Below are 18,283 nucleotides of genomic sequence, written 5' to 3' on the forward strand. Positions count from 1 at the left end.
CATGTCGACTGAAAAAAACTACCACGCATTGATTCCGAATAAAATTTTCATGGGCTCGGCAGCTGACGTAGAATCGATGGTGAAAAATGAAGGTATCGAAGTGATTGTGGATCTTCGCGGCGAAGCAACGGAATGTGCGTATCTGGAGGCGAAAGCGAAATGGATTCAAATCCCGTTAGCGGACAACTCTGCCGTGCCACAAGAAAAAGCCTTTGAGCAAGCGATCGAGGCTGTCACCGAAGCTTACCAGCAAAACAAGAAAATTGCTTTTCATTGTGGTGGAGGAAAAGGCAGAACTGGGACGGTAGCCGCAGGCACCTTACTTGCATTGGGCTTAAGTGACAAGCTCGATGAAGCCGAGGCCAAGGCAAAGAGCATTCGCAACATCATTGATATTAAGCCATCTCAGAGAGAATCCCTGAATAAATTATATCCCGGTAAATAAATTGCTCAAAGGAACCACTCAGCCGAGTGGTTTTTCTTTTTATGATCAATACACTTGCAAATTGCAAATAAATATTGTATAACTAAGGTATGAGGTGAAACCACAGTGGAAAATGTTCGCGAACTATTTCAAATCATGACACGCCGTTTTGGATTTCTGAATAAAAATTGTTGTTCTGCAGGAGGCTTCGATATTTCTTTAGTTCAAAGCCATATTCTATATGAGATAGACCATCAACATAAACCTTCCATCCAACAGGTAGCGGACGCATTAGGTACAGATATTACGACCTTTAGTCGGCAAGTTCAGTCGTTAATCAAAATGAATTTAATAAAAAAAGTTCCTGATCCCGACGACCGTAGGGTGTATATTCTTTCGCTGACAACAGAAGGTAAGTATGTGGCTGCGACGATTGACCAGCAAATGAATGCTTATTTAAATGAAGTCTTTTCTCACATGAACGACTTCGAAAAAGAAACGGTTATTCGCTCCATTCAACTTTTGAATGAGGCTATGGCAAAATCCAGCCAATGTTGCACGACCCCTCTGGGGTAATTTTTTTCATTTAATACTTGTAAATTGCAACTATAATAAGCTGCTAGTAGGGTTCTTTCAAATAATATTATTTTTACTCTTTTCGTATGAAATAACAGGAGGTTGTACCCATGATGAAAAACATCGAAATCACTCAAACAGGATCTTGCTGTGCATCACCGATAAGAAAAGAAGAATCAGGAAACGATCAACGAACCTTGAATCATTTGCCCGTGGTCATTATCGGAGCTGGTCCAATCGGTCTAGCGGCTGCAGCTCATTTAGTGGAGAGAGGGGAGAAATTCATTCTACTAGAGTCAGGTGAACATGTTGGTCATAATGTTTCAGAGTGGGGCCATGTTCGCTTATTCTCTCCATGGCAATACAATGTTGATAAAACGGCCGAAAGATTATTAACCTCCCAGGGTGGGGTAGCTCCTGAACCTGATGAACTGCCTACAGGATATGAATTATTGGAGCGATATTTATTGCCACTTTCACAGCTGCCAGATATCGAATCTCGACTTATTCTAAACACGAAAGTAGTAGCAGTCAGTAGAAAAGATACGGATAAAATGAAATCTACGAATCGCGAGAGTAATCCTTTTGAGCTATATGCAGAAGTTAATGGAATGCTTCAGGTTTATGAGGCTAAAGCAGTAATTGATGCTTCGGGAACCTGGGGACATTCCAATCCACTTTATGCAAGTGGTGTATGGACGCAAGAAGAACAATTACTTAGTAACAATATCTTCTATGGTATTCCTGATATAAAAGGGAAAGACGGGGATAAGTATATTGGTAAGCGTATTGCAGTTGTCGGTGGAGGCCATTCGGCTTTAAATACGCTACTAGAGCTCGCGGAATTAAAGGAATCCTATCCAGAAACGGAAATTATATGGCTTATGCGAAAAAACAAAGTGGAGGATGCATACGGCGGGGAAGAGAACGATCAGCTTGCAGCGCGAGGAGAGCTTGGAACGCGCATTCATCATCTGGTAGATTCGAAACAAATCAAAATCATGACTCCGTTCAAAATCCAACAAGTAAAATCCAAAGAATCAAAAATTACAATAAGTGGAATGCTTAATCAGACAGCTATGGATATAACTGAAGTGGACGGAATTATTGTAAATGCAGGAAGCCGGCCGGATTTCTCCTTCCTGAGGGAGCTGCGCTTAAGCATTGATCAAGCTACGGAAAGTGTAGATACGTTAGCGCCACTTATCGATCCCAATGTTCATAGCTGCGGTACCGTGCGTCCACATGGTGAAAAAGAGCTACGTCATGTAGAAAAGGGATTTTATATCGTTGGAATGAAAAGCTACGGTCGCGCACCAACCTTCCTCATGGCAACCGGTTATGAACAAGTTAGATCCGTAGTTGCCTATTTGGCAGGGGATTATGAAGCAGCTTTGAAGGTAGAACTGGATTTACCAGAAACAGGTGTATGTAGTATAACTAATTCACCTTCGGAGAGCCCCGAAAGTTGTTGTACCCCCAGCGTAGGTTAGGGGTATTGATTGAATTCTTTCACGTCACTAAGCGTGTGAATGTTTACCAAGAGCCTCCATTATTGGAGGTTCTTTTGATTAGTAAACTTATCGGAATTAGTATGTCAAGCCCAATTAATATTGTCCAATGAGCAAAGAAACATATTGGGCATATGATATATAAATTCCAATGGAAGGAAGCCACAAAATGAGTTATCAAATGGGACTACATCAAGAAAAAGTCTTATATCACGCAGACAGTAATTCAATCCAAACTCTAAAATCCATTAGAACCCATTTACACAATGTTTGCAGACATCATGCGAATCATTTTGTAAGAATTGAGACCATTGATGGTCAAGTTTTCATGGGGAGGATCGTAAAGTGCGAGAGGGGCTTATTGTATTTAGCAGTTCCAAATCAAGGGGCAAATCGTGCTTTCTTTAATCCTTATCACAACAATGACGAACTTATTCTTACCTTAGTCCTTTATGAGCTGCTTGTAATCACTTTGTTATATACGTAACATTTAAAGAGCCTACAACAGTAGGCTTTTTTAATTTTGAGCAGACAAACTCAGAATGCATAACGAAAACGCTTTTAAGGATTTAACTCTGGGCGATTAAGAACATCAAGCTGCGTCCATCGATCATTCTCATGAGTCGGCGTTATCCCGTTCGGAGTGATAGAGAAAGCTGGCCGCTATGAATGAGCAGCAAGGAAGTTAAAGGGACGTTTGGTCCTGCTTTTATCAAAAGTCCCCGCCAATTTACGGCGGGGACTTTTTGACGGTAGCGGAAAAATATCGAGTGACAAGAACTTTATCTCATTAATCACCGCGTGAATCGCGTTTTTTAGTATCAGATTATCTGCTGGTTGGATATTCGCTTCCCATTATATGTATGACGCAACGAAGGAGGCTAATTATTTGTATCTCGAGGTTGTTGAGGAAGAGGGAATAATAGGGCTCAGGATATTAGAAAACTAAAATATACGTAATTTCTATAGCAAGATTATCGGAGAAGATTTATTATAGAACAAAATAAACCAAAATTGGGTGATTGAATGTTGGGTTTTAAGAAACCTAAGATAAACTACAAGAATAAGTTAATTATTACTTTTGTGCTGGTCGCTTTCTTGCCGTCAATCTTCATGCATTACATAACTTATTGGAATTCAACAAAAGCAATGAAAACAAAAATAAACGAATTGGTTAACTATAATTTGATCCAGACGAATAAAAATCTCAACGCAAGCTTATCCGAATATGATGATACTTTATATCAATTAATTGTTGATACAGACTTTGCCAAATCGACCGATAAACTGCTTCACGGCTCTGATTTTGATAAGCTTATTCACTCAGATGTGGTTCAAAAGGTGTTTTCCGGATATTCAAACTCTAAGGAAGGGATTCAAGGCATTACCTTTTTTGATAATAATGGAGTAGTTCTAGTGTCTTATGATAAAAAAACTGGTTCATCATGGAATCAAAATAGGGATGCTGCGCCGTACCTATTGAAGTTGAAAAACTTACAACAGGGTCCTCTCATTACCGTAACAGAAAAAGTGAAGGCTGACGATATTAAGGAGCACAACGTATTTCATATCGCTAGAAAGGTGTTTGGCATATCGTCAGGGCAACTGGAAATAATGGGATACCTCATCATGGATTTGGATGAATCCATTCTTTCTAAGGCATCCAGCATTTCGTTAATGGATAACCAAGCGGACCGAATTACAAGCATTAACTTTTTAATAGATGGCACTAGAAATATTGTGACATTCCCGGAGAAAGAAAAGATCGGGACGAGCTTTCTCAACCTATTGAACACAAAGAATTCATCTTTAGAAAATCTTCCCCAGCAGGCGGTGGTTATGGGACAGTCATCCATCATTAACTACTACCCAAATGAGCAGACAGGTTGGACTATTGTAAATGTAACTAGCGAAGAGAAAATGTTTTCGGAGATATACTCCATGCAGAAAATTAATATTTGGATGGCAATTATAGTGTTTTCATTTTCGATTCTACTCATTATATATTTCTCTGGCCTTCTTACCCAATCCATACGGAAAATTGTGAATGCGATGCGGATAGCCGAGCAAGGTAACCTTAAAGTAAAGTTAGAGGATAATGCAAGCGATGAAATTTCAATTATTGCTTCTAGTTACAATAAGATGATGACGACTATCAATGAGTTGATGGAAGAAACGAAGATAGCTGTTCAAAAACAAAAGGAGTCAGAAATCCGATCTTTAGAAGCTCAGATCAATCCGCATTTTTTATATAATACATTGGATTCAATCAATTGGATGGCCATCGACAAAGAAGAGCATGATATCAGTCGGATGTTAAAGGGGCTTGCCCTTATTCTGCGTTATAGCGTGAGCTACAGCAATCAAATGGTGCTGCTAGCTCAAGAGCTCGAGTGGTTGGAGCAATATTTGTTTCTGCAAAAAAATCGATTTAACGACTCATTTCAATACTACATACATATCGATCCAGAGCTGAAAAAGGCTAAAATCTATAAACTGTTACTCCAGCCATTCGTCGAAAATACGATCATACATGGTTTCGCAGGAATGAAAGCTGGCGCCGAGCTGCACATTCACTTTTATATTTTGGACGAAAGCTTCTTATGCATTGAAATAGAAGATAACGGCTGCGGTATGGAAGAAACCGTTGTTAAAGGTATGATGGAAAGCACAACCAAGGATACATCGGGAACAAGCTTTGGAATAGGAATACGGAATGTGATGGAGAGATTGTATTTATATTACGGAGATCAAGCGAATTGCACAATTGAGAGCACTCGGGGTCAAGGCACCAAAGTCAGTATCATTGTACCGCTGCTGAAGGAGGGAAATGCATGAGAATTATAGTAGTTGAAGATGAAGACAGAATCCGTAAAGGCATTTCTCGATTGATCCACAAATTAAGCGATGTGTACCAAGTTGTCGGAGAATGCGAGAATGGCCTGGAAGGTATAGCCTCTATTAAACAAATGAAGCCAGATCTGGTCATTACGGATATTAGAATGCCTTTAATGGGTGGAATTGAAATGTTGGAGGCTCTGAAGGAAGAAGGCATCACACCGAGAACGGTTATTTTAAGCGGTTATTCCGAATTTGAATTCGCGCGAAAAGCCTTGCAGATCGGTTTCGTCATCGAGTATTTACTGAAACCGATTACAGCAGATGATTTAAAGCAAGTGCTCCTGAATGCGGAGAAAGATATGACCAACGATCTGCAGAATGGAATACCCGCAACTGAAAGCAGTATGGATCGCGAGCAAGTGGTCAAACTCATGCTCACACAAGCGGACGTTGATGTTGAACGTATACCTGAGCACGTCAAACAATGGATCGGAGAAGACGATTCTTCGACTCGCTATATCGCATCCGTCTATATCGGCAAATCTTCCGAGGAATTGCTGTTGGAAGTAAAAAGCACCCTTCATCACATTTTAGGGCAGGACAGCAGGATCAATGATTTTACGTTAGTTGAAATTCCGGAGCTATTTGAAATCAATATTTTACTCCATATGAAGTCATCAAAGCCAAATATGAGCAGCCTGTGGGAACATCTGATTACAAAGCTTTATTCCTTGCAGTTGGACGATTTCGTCATTACCTGGACGATCCTTCCTCATATCAAAAATTTAAAAATCGAAATGCTTAATGTCAGGTCCATGCGTAAGTGGGCTCTGATTATCGGTACTCGTAAAGCTTTGGATAAACATATGATTAGCAACGTGACAAGAGGAGCTTTTCATTACTCAACCGAGTGGGAACAGCGAATAAAAGAAGCGGTATCAAGCCATGATCAGGCAAGGCTTAGATCAGAGGCGGAGCTCTTTGTAGAGTATTGCATAAGAGAGGCTGCCGAGCCGCAGCATGTCATTGATGCTTGCATTCAGTTTGCAGCTGCGATTCTGTACGTGGCGGGAGTTATCCTTGGGGAAGTCAAAATTGCAAAAGAACAGAAAGATATATATAATCGGCTTTCGCTTGTGCAGACGCCCTATGAGCTGAAGGAAGTGTTCCGGGACACCACTGACAAGATTGCTGAAGGATTTATAACGTTGCCTAAATCGCATAGTCTTGTAATCAATAAAGCGGTGAAAATGATACAGGATAAATATCAAAGTGGGATTACACTGGAGGAGCTAGCGAATTTATTTTGCATAACACCAGAATATTTGAGTTCATTATTTCAAAAAGAGCTGGGCATTTCTTTTACATCATTTATCAAAGAATTGAGAATTAGGAAGGCAAAAGAGCTGTTGATTTTGAATAAGCTGAAAGCGTTTGAAATTGCGGAACAAGTAGGGTACTCGGACGCAAAATATTTCTCGCGTGTGTTTAAAGAGGCTACGGGGCATACGCCAGGAGAGTTTCAAAGGCTTTATCGTTAGCTGAAAAGCTTTTATGACCTATAGACAGCGCAATCAGGCTATATATAGAGGTTAATCTATATTAAAACTGTCCACTATTCTTAAAATATTAGAATTATCACAACGCTCACCAGCGTTTATGATGAGTATGTGTTCAACTACAGGAGGTCTGGTCCAAAATTGAAGAAGGTTATAAGGAAATCATGTTTGATCGGTTCCATGTTAGTTGTCTTGGCGGGATGTTTTGGCGAGACGAATAGGGAATCGGTCAGAACTACGGAAGGCACACCGTCTTCTGAAGCTGTAGCCCAGACGCCAGATAAGGAATTGTTCATCTTCACAGCTTGGCCATCATATTTCGCAAAGAAAGAAATTTTTGAGAGGCAAATCGGTCAATTTATAAAAAAGAAGTTCCCGGATATCAAAATCAAGCATGTTGCCTGGGATAATCCGGGTAAACGATATGAAGACATGATTGCAAACGGTACCATTCCTGATATTATCTTCGACGATGTTCGCCGTAATACATACAGGCAGGTACGAAGGTTCAAAATGGAATTTGATATGACAGATTTAATCAAAAAGTATAATTTCGATACGAGTACGTTGAATCCGGCCTTTATGCAGCATTCAATCAACTCATCGGACGGTAAACTATACTCGTTGCCCTATAATTCTAATGAATATGTGATGGTTTACAATAAAGAGATTTTTGATAAGGCAGGATTAGATTATCCGAAAGATGGAATGACTTGGGACGATGCTTACGAGTTAGCCAAAAAGCTAACCCGACAAGAGGGAGACATTCCCTATAGAGGCTTCCAAATGAATCCTGCCGCTTACTTGCGATTCAATCAACTGTCGGAGCCAGGGCTTGATCCGAACGAAAATCAAGCCTCCATGGTTTCTGATAAATGGACGAAAATTGTTGATAATCTTAGACGTTTCTACGAAATTCCAGGCAATCCCTTGGTCAATACGAATGAATTCTCCAGAGGTCGTGTTGCAATGGTCATAGACTCGATGGAAAATGTAACGAAATTTGTGACCGAAAACAAAAACTTGAATTTCGATTTCGCTTCGGCTCCGATTTTTCCGGAAGCTCTGAAGTCCAGATTTCAGCCAAATACATACGGCATGTTTATCACAAATCAATCCAATAATAAGGACTTGGCTTTCCAGGTTATCGCTTATCTGTTATCTCCTGAGATTCAAGTGGAGATAGCCAAGCAAGGGATCATGGTTCCGCTCAAGGATACTGCAGCTCAACAAGCTTTTGGCCAAGCTGTACCAGAGTGGCAAGGAAAGCACATACAATCATTATTTGCTCTGAATAGTGCGAAGCCGCCTTCTCGTAAGCCAGGCCTGACCTTTATAAACGAAGATACGTATCTGATGTGGAGAATGATTTCATCGGATTCAATTGACACTCAAACAGCATTAAGAAAGACCAATGAATCCATGAACAAGAACATAGAAGAGGCAACAAAAACTCAGAAGGAAGGTGGGATTAGCGAGTACGATTGAGGTTAACATCCTGCTAATCTCTGAAAATAACATAAAGGCTAGTAGGTTAATATAGGGAAATCTGCTGGCCGGATTTACGAGAGTGAGGTGTATAGAACTTGTTCGAAAAAATAGAGCATATGAATGAGGTTTCCTCCGATGAGGGCCACATCACTATTAGTTTAAACAGTTATGAGAAAGCGTTTACAGATGTTCAGCAAATACTTGAATTTACTAGTATCAGCTTGGTAGTAGAAGGCTCAGGTCATCTACATATTGAGGATCAAGTAATTCCAGTTAAGCATGGGGATATGTTTATCATTCCCAGTGGGATTCCGCATACTTATCGGCCTCATTCCCGAAGACAAGATCATGCGCTCGTTGTATACAAATGTCTATTCAACGCTGAAATCCTTAGAGATTGGAAAGCGCTTTTACCGGTTGGGTCTAAAATGGTTGAAATCGTTTACAAGCCTGATAAATGCACGGATCGCTGGCTTCATTATGAGGATAGACACAATATTTTCTTTGAGATGGTTCAAAAGATGTATTCGGAATATTTGAAGCGTTACACCGGATATGAAGCTTTGCTTGTTTCGAGTCTTGTTCAAATACTGGTTATGCTTCAGCGTGCTGCTATGAATTCAGAGAATCCCACAACAATTAATAAAATGGAAGAAATTATTCAATTCATCAAATGCAACTCTACCCAGAACATTACCGTACAAGAAGTTGCCGAAAATTTCTATTTAAGTTCGAGTCATTTCCAACGGTTGTTCAAGAGAACGACAGATTCAACCTTTACCCAGTATTTGCAAAATATTAGGGTTCAAAAGAGCTGCGAGCTTTTGATATCTACGGATATACCCATTTATCAGGTTGCCAATCAAGTAGGCTACTTGGATATGAAATTTTTTCATGCGCTATTCCGAAAAAAAATGGGGATCACGCCAAGCCAATATCGCAAAAACCAAAGTAGATGATAATTAACTTATACCCTATTATGGGGATAATATAGATAGCTCAATAACATTAAGAACAAAGATAAGGCTGCCGGCGAACGGCAGCCTTCATGATCGCAAGATCAGGTCTTTCCAACTAATCAGCAATATTCCGGGTATAGTATTCGATTATATCCTTGCGGCGAATAATACCTAGGAAGACGCGATCGGCGTCTACGACCGGAACGAAGTTCTGATCGGCCGCCAGCGCCAGCATATCGTCCAAATCGGCGCTGATCGCGACGCATTCGACTTTCGTCCGTTTTTTGATGGAGACGACAGGAATTTCGTGCATCATATCGAAGCCGAGGCCGGGTGTGGCTTTCAGCTTCCATAACAAATCTCCCTCGGATAGCGTTCCGAAATATAAGCCATTTTCGTCCAAGATCGGAATGGCCGTATAGTGGCTCGCCTCTAATTTATCCATGGCTTCTTTCATATTAGAGGATGTCATGAGGTATGAGACCTCGTTCTTGGGATATAGAAACGATTTGATGTCCATTGAATCACGCTCCTTTTGTATATTAAAGCACATTTCGTCGCGGGGCGCATGTGGAAGTGAATGGGGCACACCTAACATTATCGAATAATGGATGCTAAAAGTTCTGTCGAAAGACAAAAAGGTCATTCCTCTTAGGGGATTGACCTCTTTTCGCTAACTGGCAGTTATTCGTGGTTGTTGCTAATTATCAGGTAATTATGATGAAGTTATCAGGTGAAAGTTAGTAATGAGAGTAGGAATTTAATGGTAAGATTTATTGTAAAGCCTTAACCACCTTGGAAAGAGGAGTTGCCTTGATGAAAAGGTTAGTGATCATTACAGTCGGTAAAACCCACAGCGGGAAAACTACATTTGCTAAAGCATTAGAGCAACAATTACACAACTCACTTGTGATTGACCAAGATAACCATGCCGATTTCATCAACACGTATTACAAAACTTTACTACCAAGACAAGGACCTAATACTATTAAATACGCCATTACTCAAACAATTGTAGATTATGCTATTAATCAGACCCAATTTCATCTAATTCTTTGCAACTCAAATCGCTCTCGCAAAGGTCGGCTGGAGCTACTCTCACATTTTGAAAATAAAAGCTTTATCAGCATCCTTGTCAATTTTGACATTCCAGATTGTGTTCTTCAAGCAAGAGTTACTAATAGTCAGCGAAACACAAATGTATTTAGGAGTGCTTCTACTTTTGAGGAAGTACTTATTCGACAACAAGCTGATTCTCATAAAATTGAAGTGTTAGCACCAACAGATGGAGAAGCTGACCACTTATTTGTAATCAAAAGCGCTGATGATGTTCAGTCAGTTATTGAATTAATCGTCAATATTGCTCAAGGTTTAGCATAATACGGATCACGACGAAGTTTGTTTGCTACAAATGGTGGACCTAAGACTCTGCCAATTGCCCTGACTCCCGGCGCCACCAACTCATAAATACCAAGGACAATGCAATTACCGTGAGGATAATCCCAAGAACTCGAAATCCACCGAAGCTGAAGTTACCTCCCATTACAATGCCTATCAACAATGAAGAGAGAATGGTTCCCAAGTATCTTGATGTATTAAATAATCCAGATGCTACACCGATTATTTCTTTTGGAGAACTTTTAAACAAAGCCGCTTGCATCCCGACATTGTTCAAGCCATTGCTAATACCGAATGCAGCTAAAGCCAAACACACACTGACAACTGGTGAAGTTTGATTCAATGTCACGATCCATACAGACCCAAGTGTCATCAGTATTCCAGATACTAGCAATGCTGGTCGAGGTCCTGATTTATCGATCCATCGTCCTGCAATTGGAGAAGCAACGAGCGAGCACAAGCCTAAGTTTAGCATGAGAATCCCTGTATCGAATTCGCTGACATGACGTACCATTTGCAAGTAGGACGGAAGCCCAAAAAAGAGCGAGTAAAAAAGTACGTTAACTAGCAAGAATTCGATATTGACATAAGTCATCGCAGGATATTTAGCAAATGTGCGCAAAGGAATAAAGGGTGACGTCACCTTTAACTCGTGTCGTACGAAAGCCCCCATTGCAACGAGGCCTATCAGCGCGACAATGACATGCCCAGATGAGATATGCCCTGATGATTTTGCTGATAGTAATCCAATGAGTAGGGCAACCAGACCTACTGTGAAGAGCAGAATCCCTGACGCATCAATCAATTCAAACCATTTACGAATGGACATGTTGCGTGTAACGGATGTTGTCGGCTCGTCCTTAGGAATATTCCTCCAAGATAATAGAAAGCTCAGCACCACGAACGGAATATTGACGAAAAAGATAGCTGGCCAACCCCACCAGTGAATCAAGACCCCGCCAATAAAGGGTCCAATTGCTGCCGCTCCAGATAGGAATATGGATAAAACAGACAGCGCAGTCGCTTGGTTCTCCGTAATATGAATTCGTACAATGGCCATTCCAACCGCAACCATCATGCTTGTTCCGATGGATTGCAGAATGCGGAACACGATGAGCCACCCAAAGCTTGGTGATAGTGGAGCTAATAATGATGTAACGAAGGCTACAACAAGCCCGGTAAGAAATATCCTCCTGCGACCGAATACATCACTGGCCCTTCCCATGACAGGTTGAGCGATAGCGCTGGCAATGTAGAAAGAAAAAATAATCCAGGAAACATCTGTAAAGTCAAGTTGGAACACATTTTGCAGCCTTGGAATAGCAACAGAAACCATCGAGGAATTTAATGGATTCAATAGTATCCCAAGGCCAACGGAAATCATCAACCACCTGCTGCGAGTATTCATTTGTGGTCCCCCTATAGTGTATTGATTTCATCGTACTTGAAATTAATTATTCATTCCAACGCATTTTATGTTATGATTTCATTGACTTGAGGGAATGAGGGTGCGAAATGGAACTTCTTCAACTACAATATTTTCTCGCGGTAGCTCGATTGGAACATGTGACCGAAGCTGCACGAAGTCTGCACGTTACTCAGTCGTCACTAAGCAAAACAATTCAACGCTTGGAGGAGGATCTAGGGGTCCCTCTATTCGATCGAATAGGGAGGAAGCTACGATTGAATGAGTTCGGAAACAGATTCCTTCAACGTGCAGAAAGAGCTTTGTTTGAATTGGAACAGGGGAAGCAAGAGCTTAGCGATTTATCCAGCCCAGAACATGGCACGCTTGAATTGGCGGTGACCACTGCAAGCACGTTACCAAATATCCTTCGAGAGTTTCGGAAAAGGCGTCCCTATATCCAATTTCATGTGCAAATGCTGACCACGCAGGAAATGGTTACGCTTCTTCATAGAGGAGAGGTTGATTTCTGCTTGTCCTCACCTCCTATACAAGGGGATGACATTGAATGTCAAATCGTGTTCATAGACCCTATCCTTGTAGCTGTTCCAAAAGGGCATCGTCTGGCAGACCGAAGTAGTGTATCCTTGACAGAACTAAGGGATGAATGGTTTGTCGGTGTAAAGAAAGGCTACGGTACTCGCGATCTAGTGGACTCTATATGCAAATCAGTTGGATTTGTACCTAGATATGTATATGAGGGTGATGAACCTGCAAGGCTAAATACTCTTGTGGAAGCCGAAATTGGCATAGCTTTCATTCCAAGCACGGCAAGGCTATCACAGGAACATATCAAATATCTCCAAGTTGAGAATCACGAATTGGTACGGGAGATAGCTTTATTATGGCACAGGAGTCGGTACATTTCGCGGGCTGCTCTGGAATTCCGTGAGGTCGTTTTAGAATATTTTGGGGCGATATCCAAACAGACAATTTAATTTGCCGGCATGGATTGGCAGCCTCGTTCTGCTAAACTGGCAGTTATGTGTATTAAAAATATTTGGAGGGAAGTTCTTGGAGATTCATTACCTCCAAATATTGGATATCGATAATGATGGAAACACTTTTAACGATAATAATGGAAAAACTGAAAGCTCGTTCTCATTAAACGGCTTTTCCACGTTCCCACTGGGCATCCACGCAGTCAAAGCAAGCATCAGCTGAGATTCATAATAAATTTTCCGATTCTCCACCTCATGGTTTTCTTCCTCTTGTTCTTCCTCCAAGGTATCGTTAAACCACTCTTCATCGTGAAATTCAAATTGACCTTAAATAATTAATCTAATTCGCCATACGGTTGAGGGTTCGTGTTTCTCTTATATTCTTGAGGGGAAACCTTGTAATATTTGGTGAATAATTTACTGAAATGACTTGTGCTGTACAGTCCGACTTTTCTTGTGATTTCATGGACCGATAAATCAGTCTCCGACAGCAGTCTCTGCGCTTCCTTCATCCTCAACTGAGCCACATACTCGACGAATCTTTTTCCTGTTTCTTTGTGAAATAGCGCACTTAAATAATTGGGACTGATTTCAAAGCGTTCAGCCACCTTGGCTACACTTATTTCTTCCGCGTAACGGGCATCGGCATAAGCAATGACAGAACGGATAATATGACTCCGGTCCGTTCGGGAGCTTAACATGCGTTTACAATAAAGAAGCAATTCGTTTTTCAAGAGGGAATATGAAATATCGGGTTCAACGGCCAGTCCTATGGCACAGCGCATATAGATGGCTGCTGGGCGGATTACCCGGATGTTTTCATGGAGACGTTCACCTTCTATCAGTGCGATGATTTGTTCGATGGCAGTAGTAAAATCGATATAGCGTTGAGTCTGCTGATACCGGGGAAGTTCAATAAGCAAGGCGCAAACTTGCATAAATTGAGGTTTATCAACACTTATGAATTGCAGGAATGACTGTGAGTAATCGACGGAAATTCCTAATAAAGCTCTCAAGCAAGTTGCCTTCAGAAGCACGGTGTATGAGGTGAAGAACAATCTGAACGGTAAAGTACTGCCCGTTACTAGAGTTACGGACCCCTTTTCCTTGCGCCACGTCTTTGTCATATGACGTATATCCGAAAGGCAAGACAACAGGTTTGCATTGCTGTTGTGCTCGTCTTTGTCAATGCCGAACACTAGAACCCGTTCATTATCCCGCGGCTTTAAGATAGTTATACGGAAATGGCGGCTAAGGTATGGCTCTATGCATTTTCGGGCATTATCGAGCCAGGCTTCAGCGTCTGTAAGATTCGTATCTTTGAAGCTGTCAAAGCATACGGCGAGAAGTTTGCAATTCAATCCCTCCGGAGGCAAATGGGTATCCTCGACAGACGCCTTATCCGCAACCGCTTCAGCAATTTGCAAAGCGAACAACCGACTACTTTCGGCGGTTTTACGGGTAAACAACTCACTTATGTTATTCATAACCGATTTGAATTGATCAAGGCTCACAGGCTTCAACAAATATTCATTGACCCGTAGTGCGATGGCCTTACGGGCATAGTCGAATTCTGAGAAGCCGGTCAAAATGACGAATTCTGTATGCGGTGATAGCAGCTTGCCTTTTTCGATAGCGTCCAGACCGCTTAGAAGAGGCATTTTGATATCTACAAAAGCAATATCAGGCTTCAACTGCTCCAGTTCGCGCAGCAGCTCTAACCCGTCAGTAGCCTCGTAAGTCTGAAGACCGCGGATATTTAGCTTTTCGAGATTGTGCCGGATCGACAGCCGTATCAGATGCTCGTCATCCGCTATTATTATTTTCAAGGAAATTAGCCTCCGGTATCATAATGACAATGCGTGTACCCGACCCTAATGAACTCGCCAATTGAAACAAGCTGTCGGAAAAGCAGAGCAGCAGCCGTTCACGTGTATTGGCCAAGCCGATTTGTCCCAGTCCTTCCGCCTGTGTTGTGTCAAAACCGGCTCCGTCATCCTCGATGCGGATTCGCACAAACAACACACCGTCTTCTAGCACGGTATCTGCTGCAACCGTCAGTCGGCACGGACAATTCAACGGCTCAATGCCATGGATAATCGCGTTTTCAACCAACGGTTGGAGCAGCAGCTTGGGAACCTTGTACGGGCGGATACCGTCCTCGCACGACACATGGACCTGCAGACGTTGTCCGAAACGGAGCTGCTGGAGTGAGCCGTATTTTTCGATCAGATGCAATTCCTCCTCGAGCGTAGTCATGTCCGTTTGATTAAGAATATAGCGCAGCAGCACCGTAAGATCGATAATGGACTTCTCAAGCAGCTCCCGCTCGCCGATTTGGTTAAGTGCGATAAATCCGTTCAGCATGTTAAATAAAAAATGGGGCTGGATTTGGGACTGGAGAGCTTTGTACTCGGAATTGCGCTGCTTTAGTACAAGCACGTACTCCATCTCTATTTTCAGCTTTAATTCCTCAACCATTGTATTGAGCGACCGGCCAATCACATCGAATTCGTCCTTTGTTTGGTAATGGTAGCGGGCGCTAAAATCGCCTTGTTCGACCTTACGCATAGTTTTAATAATCTCCTTAACCGGCCCCATCACCTTGCGAGACAGCCACTGATAGAACAAGAAAGCCACGACAAGACAAATAATATAGAGCAAAGCGGAGTTTAGATACACCCACATCGTCTTTTGCTCCAAATGCGAATAGGAAAGGAGCACGATCAGCTCCCAATTGTAAGGGGCGACCGTTCGTCTTACAACCATATAAGAGGAGCTGCCGTCACGTATAATTGAACGATTTTCGGGCATCGGGTTGAAAAGTGCCGGGGTCACCTCATGATTTGCATAAACGATATTTCGTTCATGATCCAGAAGTACGATATGGGAAGGAACATGGAAATCGATGTCCTGGAACATTTTTTGCAAAACGACGGTGTTGGCATCTGCGATAATGACGCTGATCGGGCGTTGGGAAGGGATTTCCCGGATCGTCCTTGCAACGGAAAAAACCGTTTCATTTTTCGTGCGGGTAAAATAGTCCTGCTTATGAGGTTTGATGAATACTGCGTTCCCACCCGCCAGCAGCGCTTTACGGTACCAGCTCGTATCAAAAAACTCATAGTTGGAAACAACATCGTTTAACGGATTGTTAGTCGAATAAAACAAGGGTTTGTTGTCCGAGACGATTAGGGTGCTCATAATATCCTTGCGTGTATGTCTAACGAACCGCAGCTGTGAATCGAGCATGTTGGTTATGCTGAGGACTTGATATTTACTCATGCTCTCGTACGACTCGGATGCCATTACTTTAAGCGCATAGATGAAATCGTCGTTATAATAAGGAATAAGCGTAAGCTGGTCCAATTCATTAAGATAACCAGATAAGCTCTGAGACAAGGAAATCAGCGTGTTGTCGATCAGTATGCCGGTATCATTGCTGTTCCTATCGATAAATACACGGGCCATGATGTAGGTTGTAATCAGGAGTGGCAGCATAGTGCTGATGATGAATATAAAAACGAGCTTCATGTTAAGAGGCCGGTACATTCTGGCTCCGAAACCTTTCATAAAATGACTCCACCTTTCCCGATCTAACTGAAGCCTTCTTGTGCAACTTATTCGACATGTCCGGTAATCTTCCTTCCTTAAGAAAGCCTGTCCTTATATGCAAAAAGCGAAATGATAGAAAGCAGCGCGATTAGTGTAGTTTTGAGCACAAGGGAAGCGCTTTAAATCCGTTATACTGGCAATGCAGCACACCAATTAACCGATAAAGGGGAGAACTCGACTTATGAAAAAAATGACGAAGCTTTGTGCGATCAGCTTGTCGGCGCTTATCGCAGCAGCCGGATGCTCGAATGGGGGGAGCAGCAATCCCGTAGCGGGAGCAGGAACAGGAGCGGCACCAGCGGGTATAGGCACGGCTCCGGCTAAGGAAGTAAAAGCGGTCAAGCTCACTATGATGACTAATGCGACAGGCACTACGTTCGATACGATCCAGTTGATTATTGATGGCTTCACTAAAGAAAATCCACACATTACCGTTGATTTTAGTACGCAGGGCAAGGACTATGAGCAGCTGATGAAAGCCAAGATGGCTTCCAACGATCTGCCGGATCTGTTCGCAACACACGGCTGGTCGGTGAACCGGTACAGTGAATATTTGCGTCCCCTCAATGATCAGCCATGGTTTAGCAGCCTTACGGACACGATCAAACCGACGATTTCCGATAAAAAAGGCAATGTCTATGTGCTACCGCTTAATATCGACCAATCCGGTATCGTTTACAACAAGAAGGTACTGGCGGACCTGAAGCTGGAGGTCCCGAATACATGGGAGGAGCTATTAGCGGCTAGCAAGGTAATCAAAAATGCAAATATTACTCCGATCCACATCGGGGGCAAGGACACAACGAAGCTGGCAGGCTTTTTCAACAAGCTGGCTCCCACTGTACTCATATCGGACAAATCGAATAATTACGGAGATTCGTTGAAGGACGGCACGTTTGACTGGAGCAAATGGAATCTGGTCTCGCAGCAGCTCGTAAACCTGAAAAATGAGGGGTATCTCAATAAGGATGTCGTCACAGCAGATCCTTTGAGCGCAGCGGAGAAAATTGCAACAGGCAAAGCGGCTTTTCTGTTTGAAAACAACGCTGTTGTCGCTGAAGCAAAAAAGATCAATCCGGATGCCGAGATCGGGATGATGCCGGTACCGGCCTTCTACAAAGGCGATGAACCGATCCTCAACGGCGGAGAGCGGGAAGCATTCGGAGTATGGAAGCAATCGAAAAACACGGAGGCTGCGCTGCTATTGCTGGGTTATATGGCTAAGAACGATAATATCGCGAAAATAGCTGCCGCAACGGGAATGCCTGCCGGAATCAAAAACGTCAAATACGACTTGGGGAGCTTGACAGCTGACTTTGCCAAGTACGGCAATCTACGGACAATTCCGGTATTTGACCGGGAATATTTGCCGAACGGTATGTGGAGCACGTTGAAAATCATCGGCCCTGCGCTTTTGACAGGTGATATGAAGGTAGAGGAAGCCTCACGGATGATGAGCGATGATTACAAGAAGCTGCGCTCACAAAAATAGTGGAGGGAGTT

Annotated in this window: 15 protein-coding genes; 11 read left to right on the top strand and 4 right to left on the bottom strand. The window is 42.4% G+C overall.

Annotated elements, in window-relative coordinates:
• The first annotated feature begins 1 nt into the window (after nt 1).
• The 7 genes from GC093_RS14465 to GC093_RS14495 all read left to right on the top strand — a co-directional run bounded on the left by GC093_RS14465 (nt 2) and on the right by GC093_RS14495 (nt 9,361).
• A complete protein-coding gene (locus GC093_RS14465; RefSeq protein WP_171652573.1) occupies nt 2-445 on the top strand; it encodes a protein-tyrosine phosphatase family protein in 444 nt (147 codons plus the stop codon).
• A 105-nt stretch (nt 446-550) separates the two neighbouring features.
• On the top strand, nt 551-1,000 hold the full coding sequence (locus GC093_RS14470) for a MarR family winged helix-turn-helix transcriptional regulator (protein WP_171652574.1): 450 nt from the start codon (nt 551-553) through the stop codon (nt 998-1,000).
• A gap of 113 nt (nt 1,001-1,113) precedes the next feature.
• Nucleotides 1,114-2,493 (top strand): NAD(P)-binding domain-containing protein, encoded by a 1,380-nt coding sequence (locus GC093_RS14475; protein ID WP_171652668.1) that lies wholly within the window; start codon nt 1,114-1,116, stop codon nt 2,491-2,493.
• A 1,167-nt stretch (nt 2,494-3,660) separates the two neighbouring features.
• A complete protein-coding gene (locus GC093_RS14480; protein WP_171652575.1) occupies nt 3,661-5,349 on the top strand; it encodes a cache domain-containing sensor histidine kinase in 1,689 nt (562 codons plus the stop codon).
• A complete protein-coding gene (locus GC093_RS14485) occupies nt 5,346-6,893 on the top strand; it encodes a response regulator (protein WP_171652576.1) in 1,548 nt (515 codons plus the stop codon). The genes GC093_RS14480 and GC093_RS14485 overlap by 4 nt, the downstream gene beginning before the upstream one ends.
• 159 nt (nt 6,894-7,052) lie before the next feature.
• Complete coding sequence (locus tag GC093_RS14490) at nt 7,053-8,399, top strand: ABC transporter substrate-binding protein (protein WP_246314298.1); 1,347 nt, start codon at nt 7,053-7,055, stop codon at nt 8,397-8,399.
• Between the two features lie 98 nt (nt 8,400-8,497).
• The gene (locus GC093_RS14495) at nt 8,498-9,361 is read left to right on the top strand and encodes a helix-turn-helix transcriptional regulator (protein ID WP_171652578.1); all 864 of its coding nucleotides are present in this window, start codon (nt 8,498-8,500) and stop codon (nt 9,359-9,361) included.
• 115 nt (nt 9,362-9,476) lie between these two features.
• On the opposite strand, the gene GC093_RS14500 is transcribed toward GC093_RS14495, so the two are convergent.
• Nucleotides 9,477-9,998 carry a CBS domain-containing protein gene (locus tag GC093_RS14500; RefSeq protein ID WP_312886533.1) on the bottom strand — a complete coding sequence of 174 codons (522 nt, stop codon included), beginning with the start codon at nt 9,996-9,998 and terminating at the stop codon, nt 9,477-9,479.
• A gap of 179 nt (nt 9,999-10,177) precedes the next feature.
• Here GC093_RS14500 and GC093_RS14505 point away from each other — a divergent pair, with 179 nt between their 5' ends.
• Nucleotides 10,178-10,741 carry an ATP-binding protein gene (locus tag GC093_RS14505; protein ID WP_171652579.1) on the top strand — a complete coding sequence of 188 codons (564 nt, stop codon included), beginning with the start codon at nt 10,178-10,180 and terminating at the stop codon, nt 10,739-10,741.
• A 40-nt stretch (nt 10,742-10,781) separates the two neighbouring features.
• Here GC093_RS14505 and GC093_RS14510 read toward each other — a convergent pair whose 3' ends face one another.
• Nucleotides 10,782-12,167 (bottom strand): MFS transporter, encoded by a 1,386-nt coding sequence (locus tag GC093_RS14510; RefSeq protein WP_171652580.1) that lies wholly within the window; start codon nt 12,165-12,167, stop codon nt 10,782-10,784.
• Nucleotides 12,168-12,274: 107 nt separating this feature from the next.
• Here GC093_RS14510 and GC093_RS14515 point away from each other — a divergent pair, with 107 nt between their 5' ends.
• Together GC093_RS14515 and GC093_RS14520 are read left to right on the top strand one after the other, a co-directional pair.
• Nucleotides 12,275-13,162 carry a LysR family transcriptional regulator gene (locus GC093_RS14515; RefSeq protein ID WP_171652581.1) on the top strand — a complete coding sequence of 296 codons (888 nt, stop codon included), beginning with the start codon at nt 12,275-12,277 and terminating at the stop codon, nt 13,160-13,162.
• A 76-nt stretch (nt 13,163-13,238) separates the two neighbouring features.
• Nucleotides 13,239-13,388 carry a hypothetical protein gene (locus tag GC093_RS14520; RefSeq protein WP_171652582.1) on the top strand — a complete coding sequence of 50 codons (150 nt, stop codon included), beginning with the start codon at nt 13,239-13,241 and terminating at the stop codon, nt 13,386-13,388.
• 112 nt (nt 13,389-13,500) lie between these two features.
• On the opposite strand, the gene GC093_RS14525 is transcribed toward GC093_RS14520, so the two are convergent.
• The gene (locus GC093_RS14525) at nt 13,501-14,994 is read right to left on the bottom strand and encodes a response regulator transcription factor (protein ID WP_171652583.1); all 1,494 of its coding nucleotides are present in this window, start codon (nt 14,992-14,994) and stop codon (nt 13,501-13,503) included.
• Complete coding sequence (locus GC093_RS14530) at nt 14,972-16,738, bottom strand: cache domain-containing sensor histidine kinase (RefSeq protein WP_171652584.1); 1,767 nt, start codon at nt 16,736-16,738, stop codon at nt 14,972-14,974. The genes GC093_RS14525 and GC093_RS14530 overlap by 23 nt, the downstream gene beginning before the upstream one ends.
• 223 nt (nt 16,739-16,961) lie before the next feature.
• Between GC093_RS14530 and GC093_RS14535 the strand changes: the two genes are divergently transcribed.
• Complete coding sequence (locus GC093_RS14535) at nt 16,962-18,272, top strand: ABC transporter substrate-binding protein (protein WP_171652585.1); 1,311 nt, start codon at nt 16,962-16,964, stop codon at nt 18,270-18,272.
• The last annotated feature ends 11 nt before the right edge of the window (nt 18,273-18,283 follow it).

The organism is Paenibacillus foliorum (assembly GCF_013141765.1).
GTDB lineage: Bacteria > Bacillota > Bacilli > Paenibacillales > NBRC-103111 > Paenibacillus_S > Paenibacillus_S foliorum.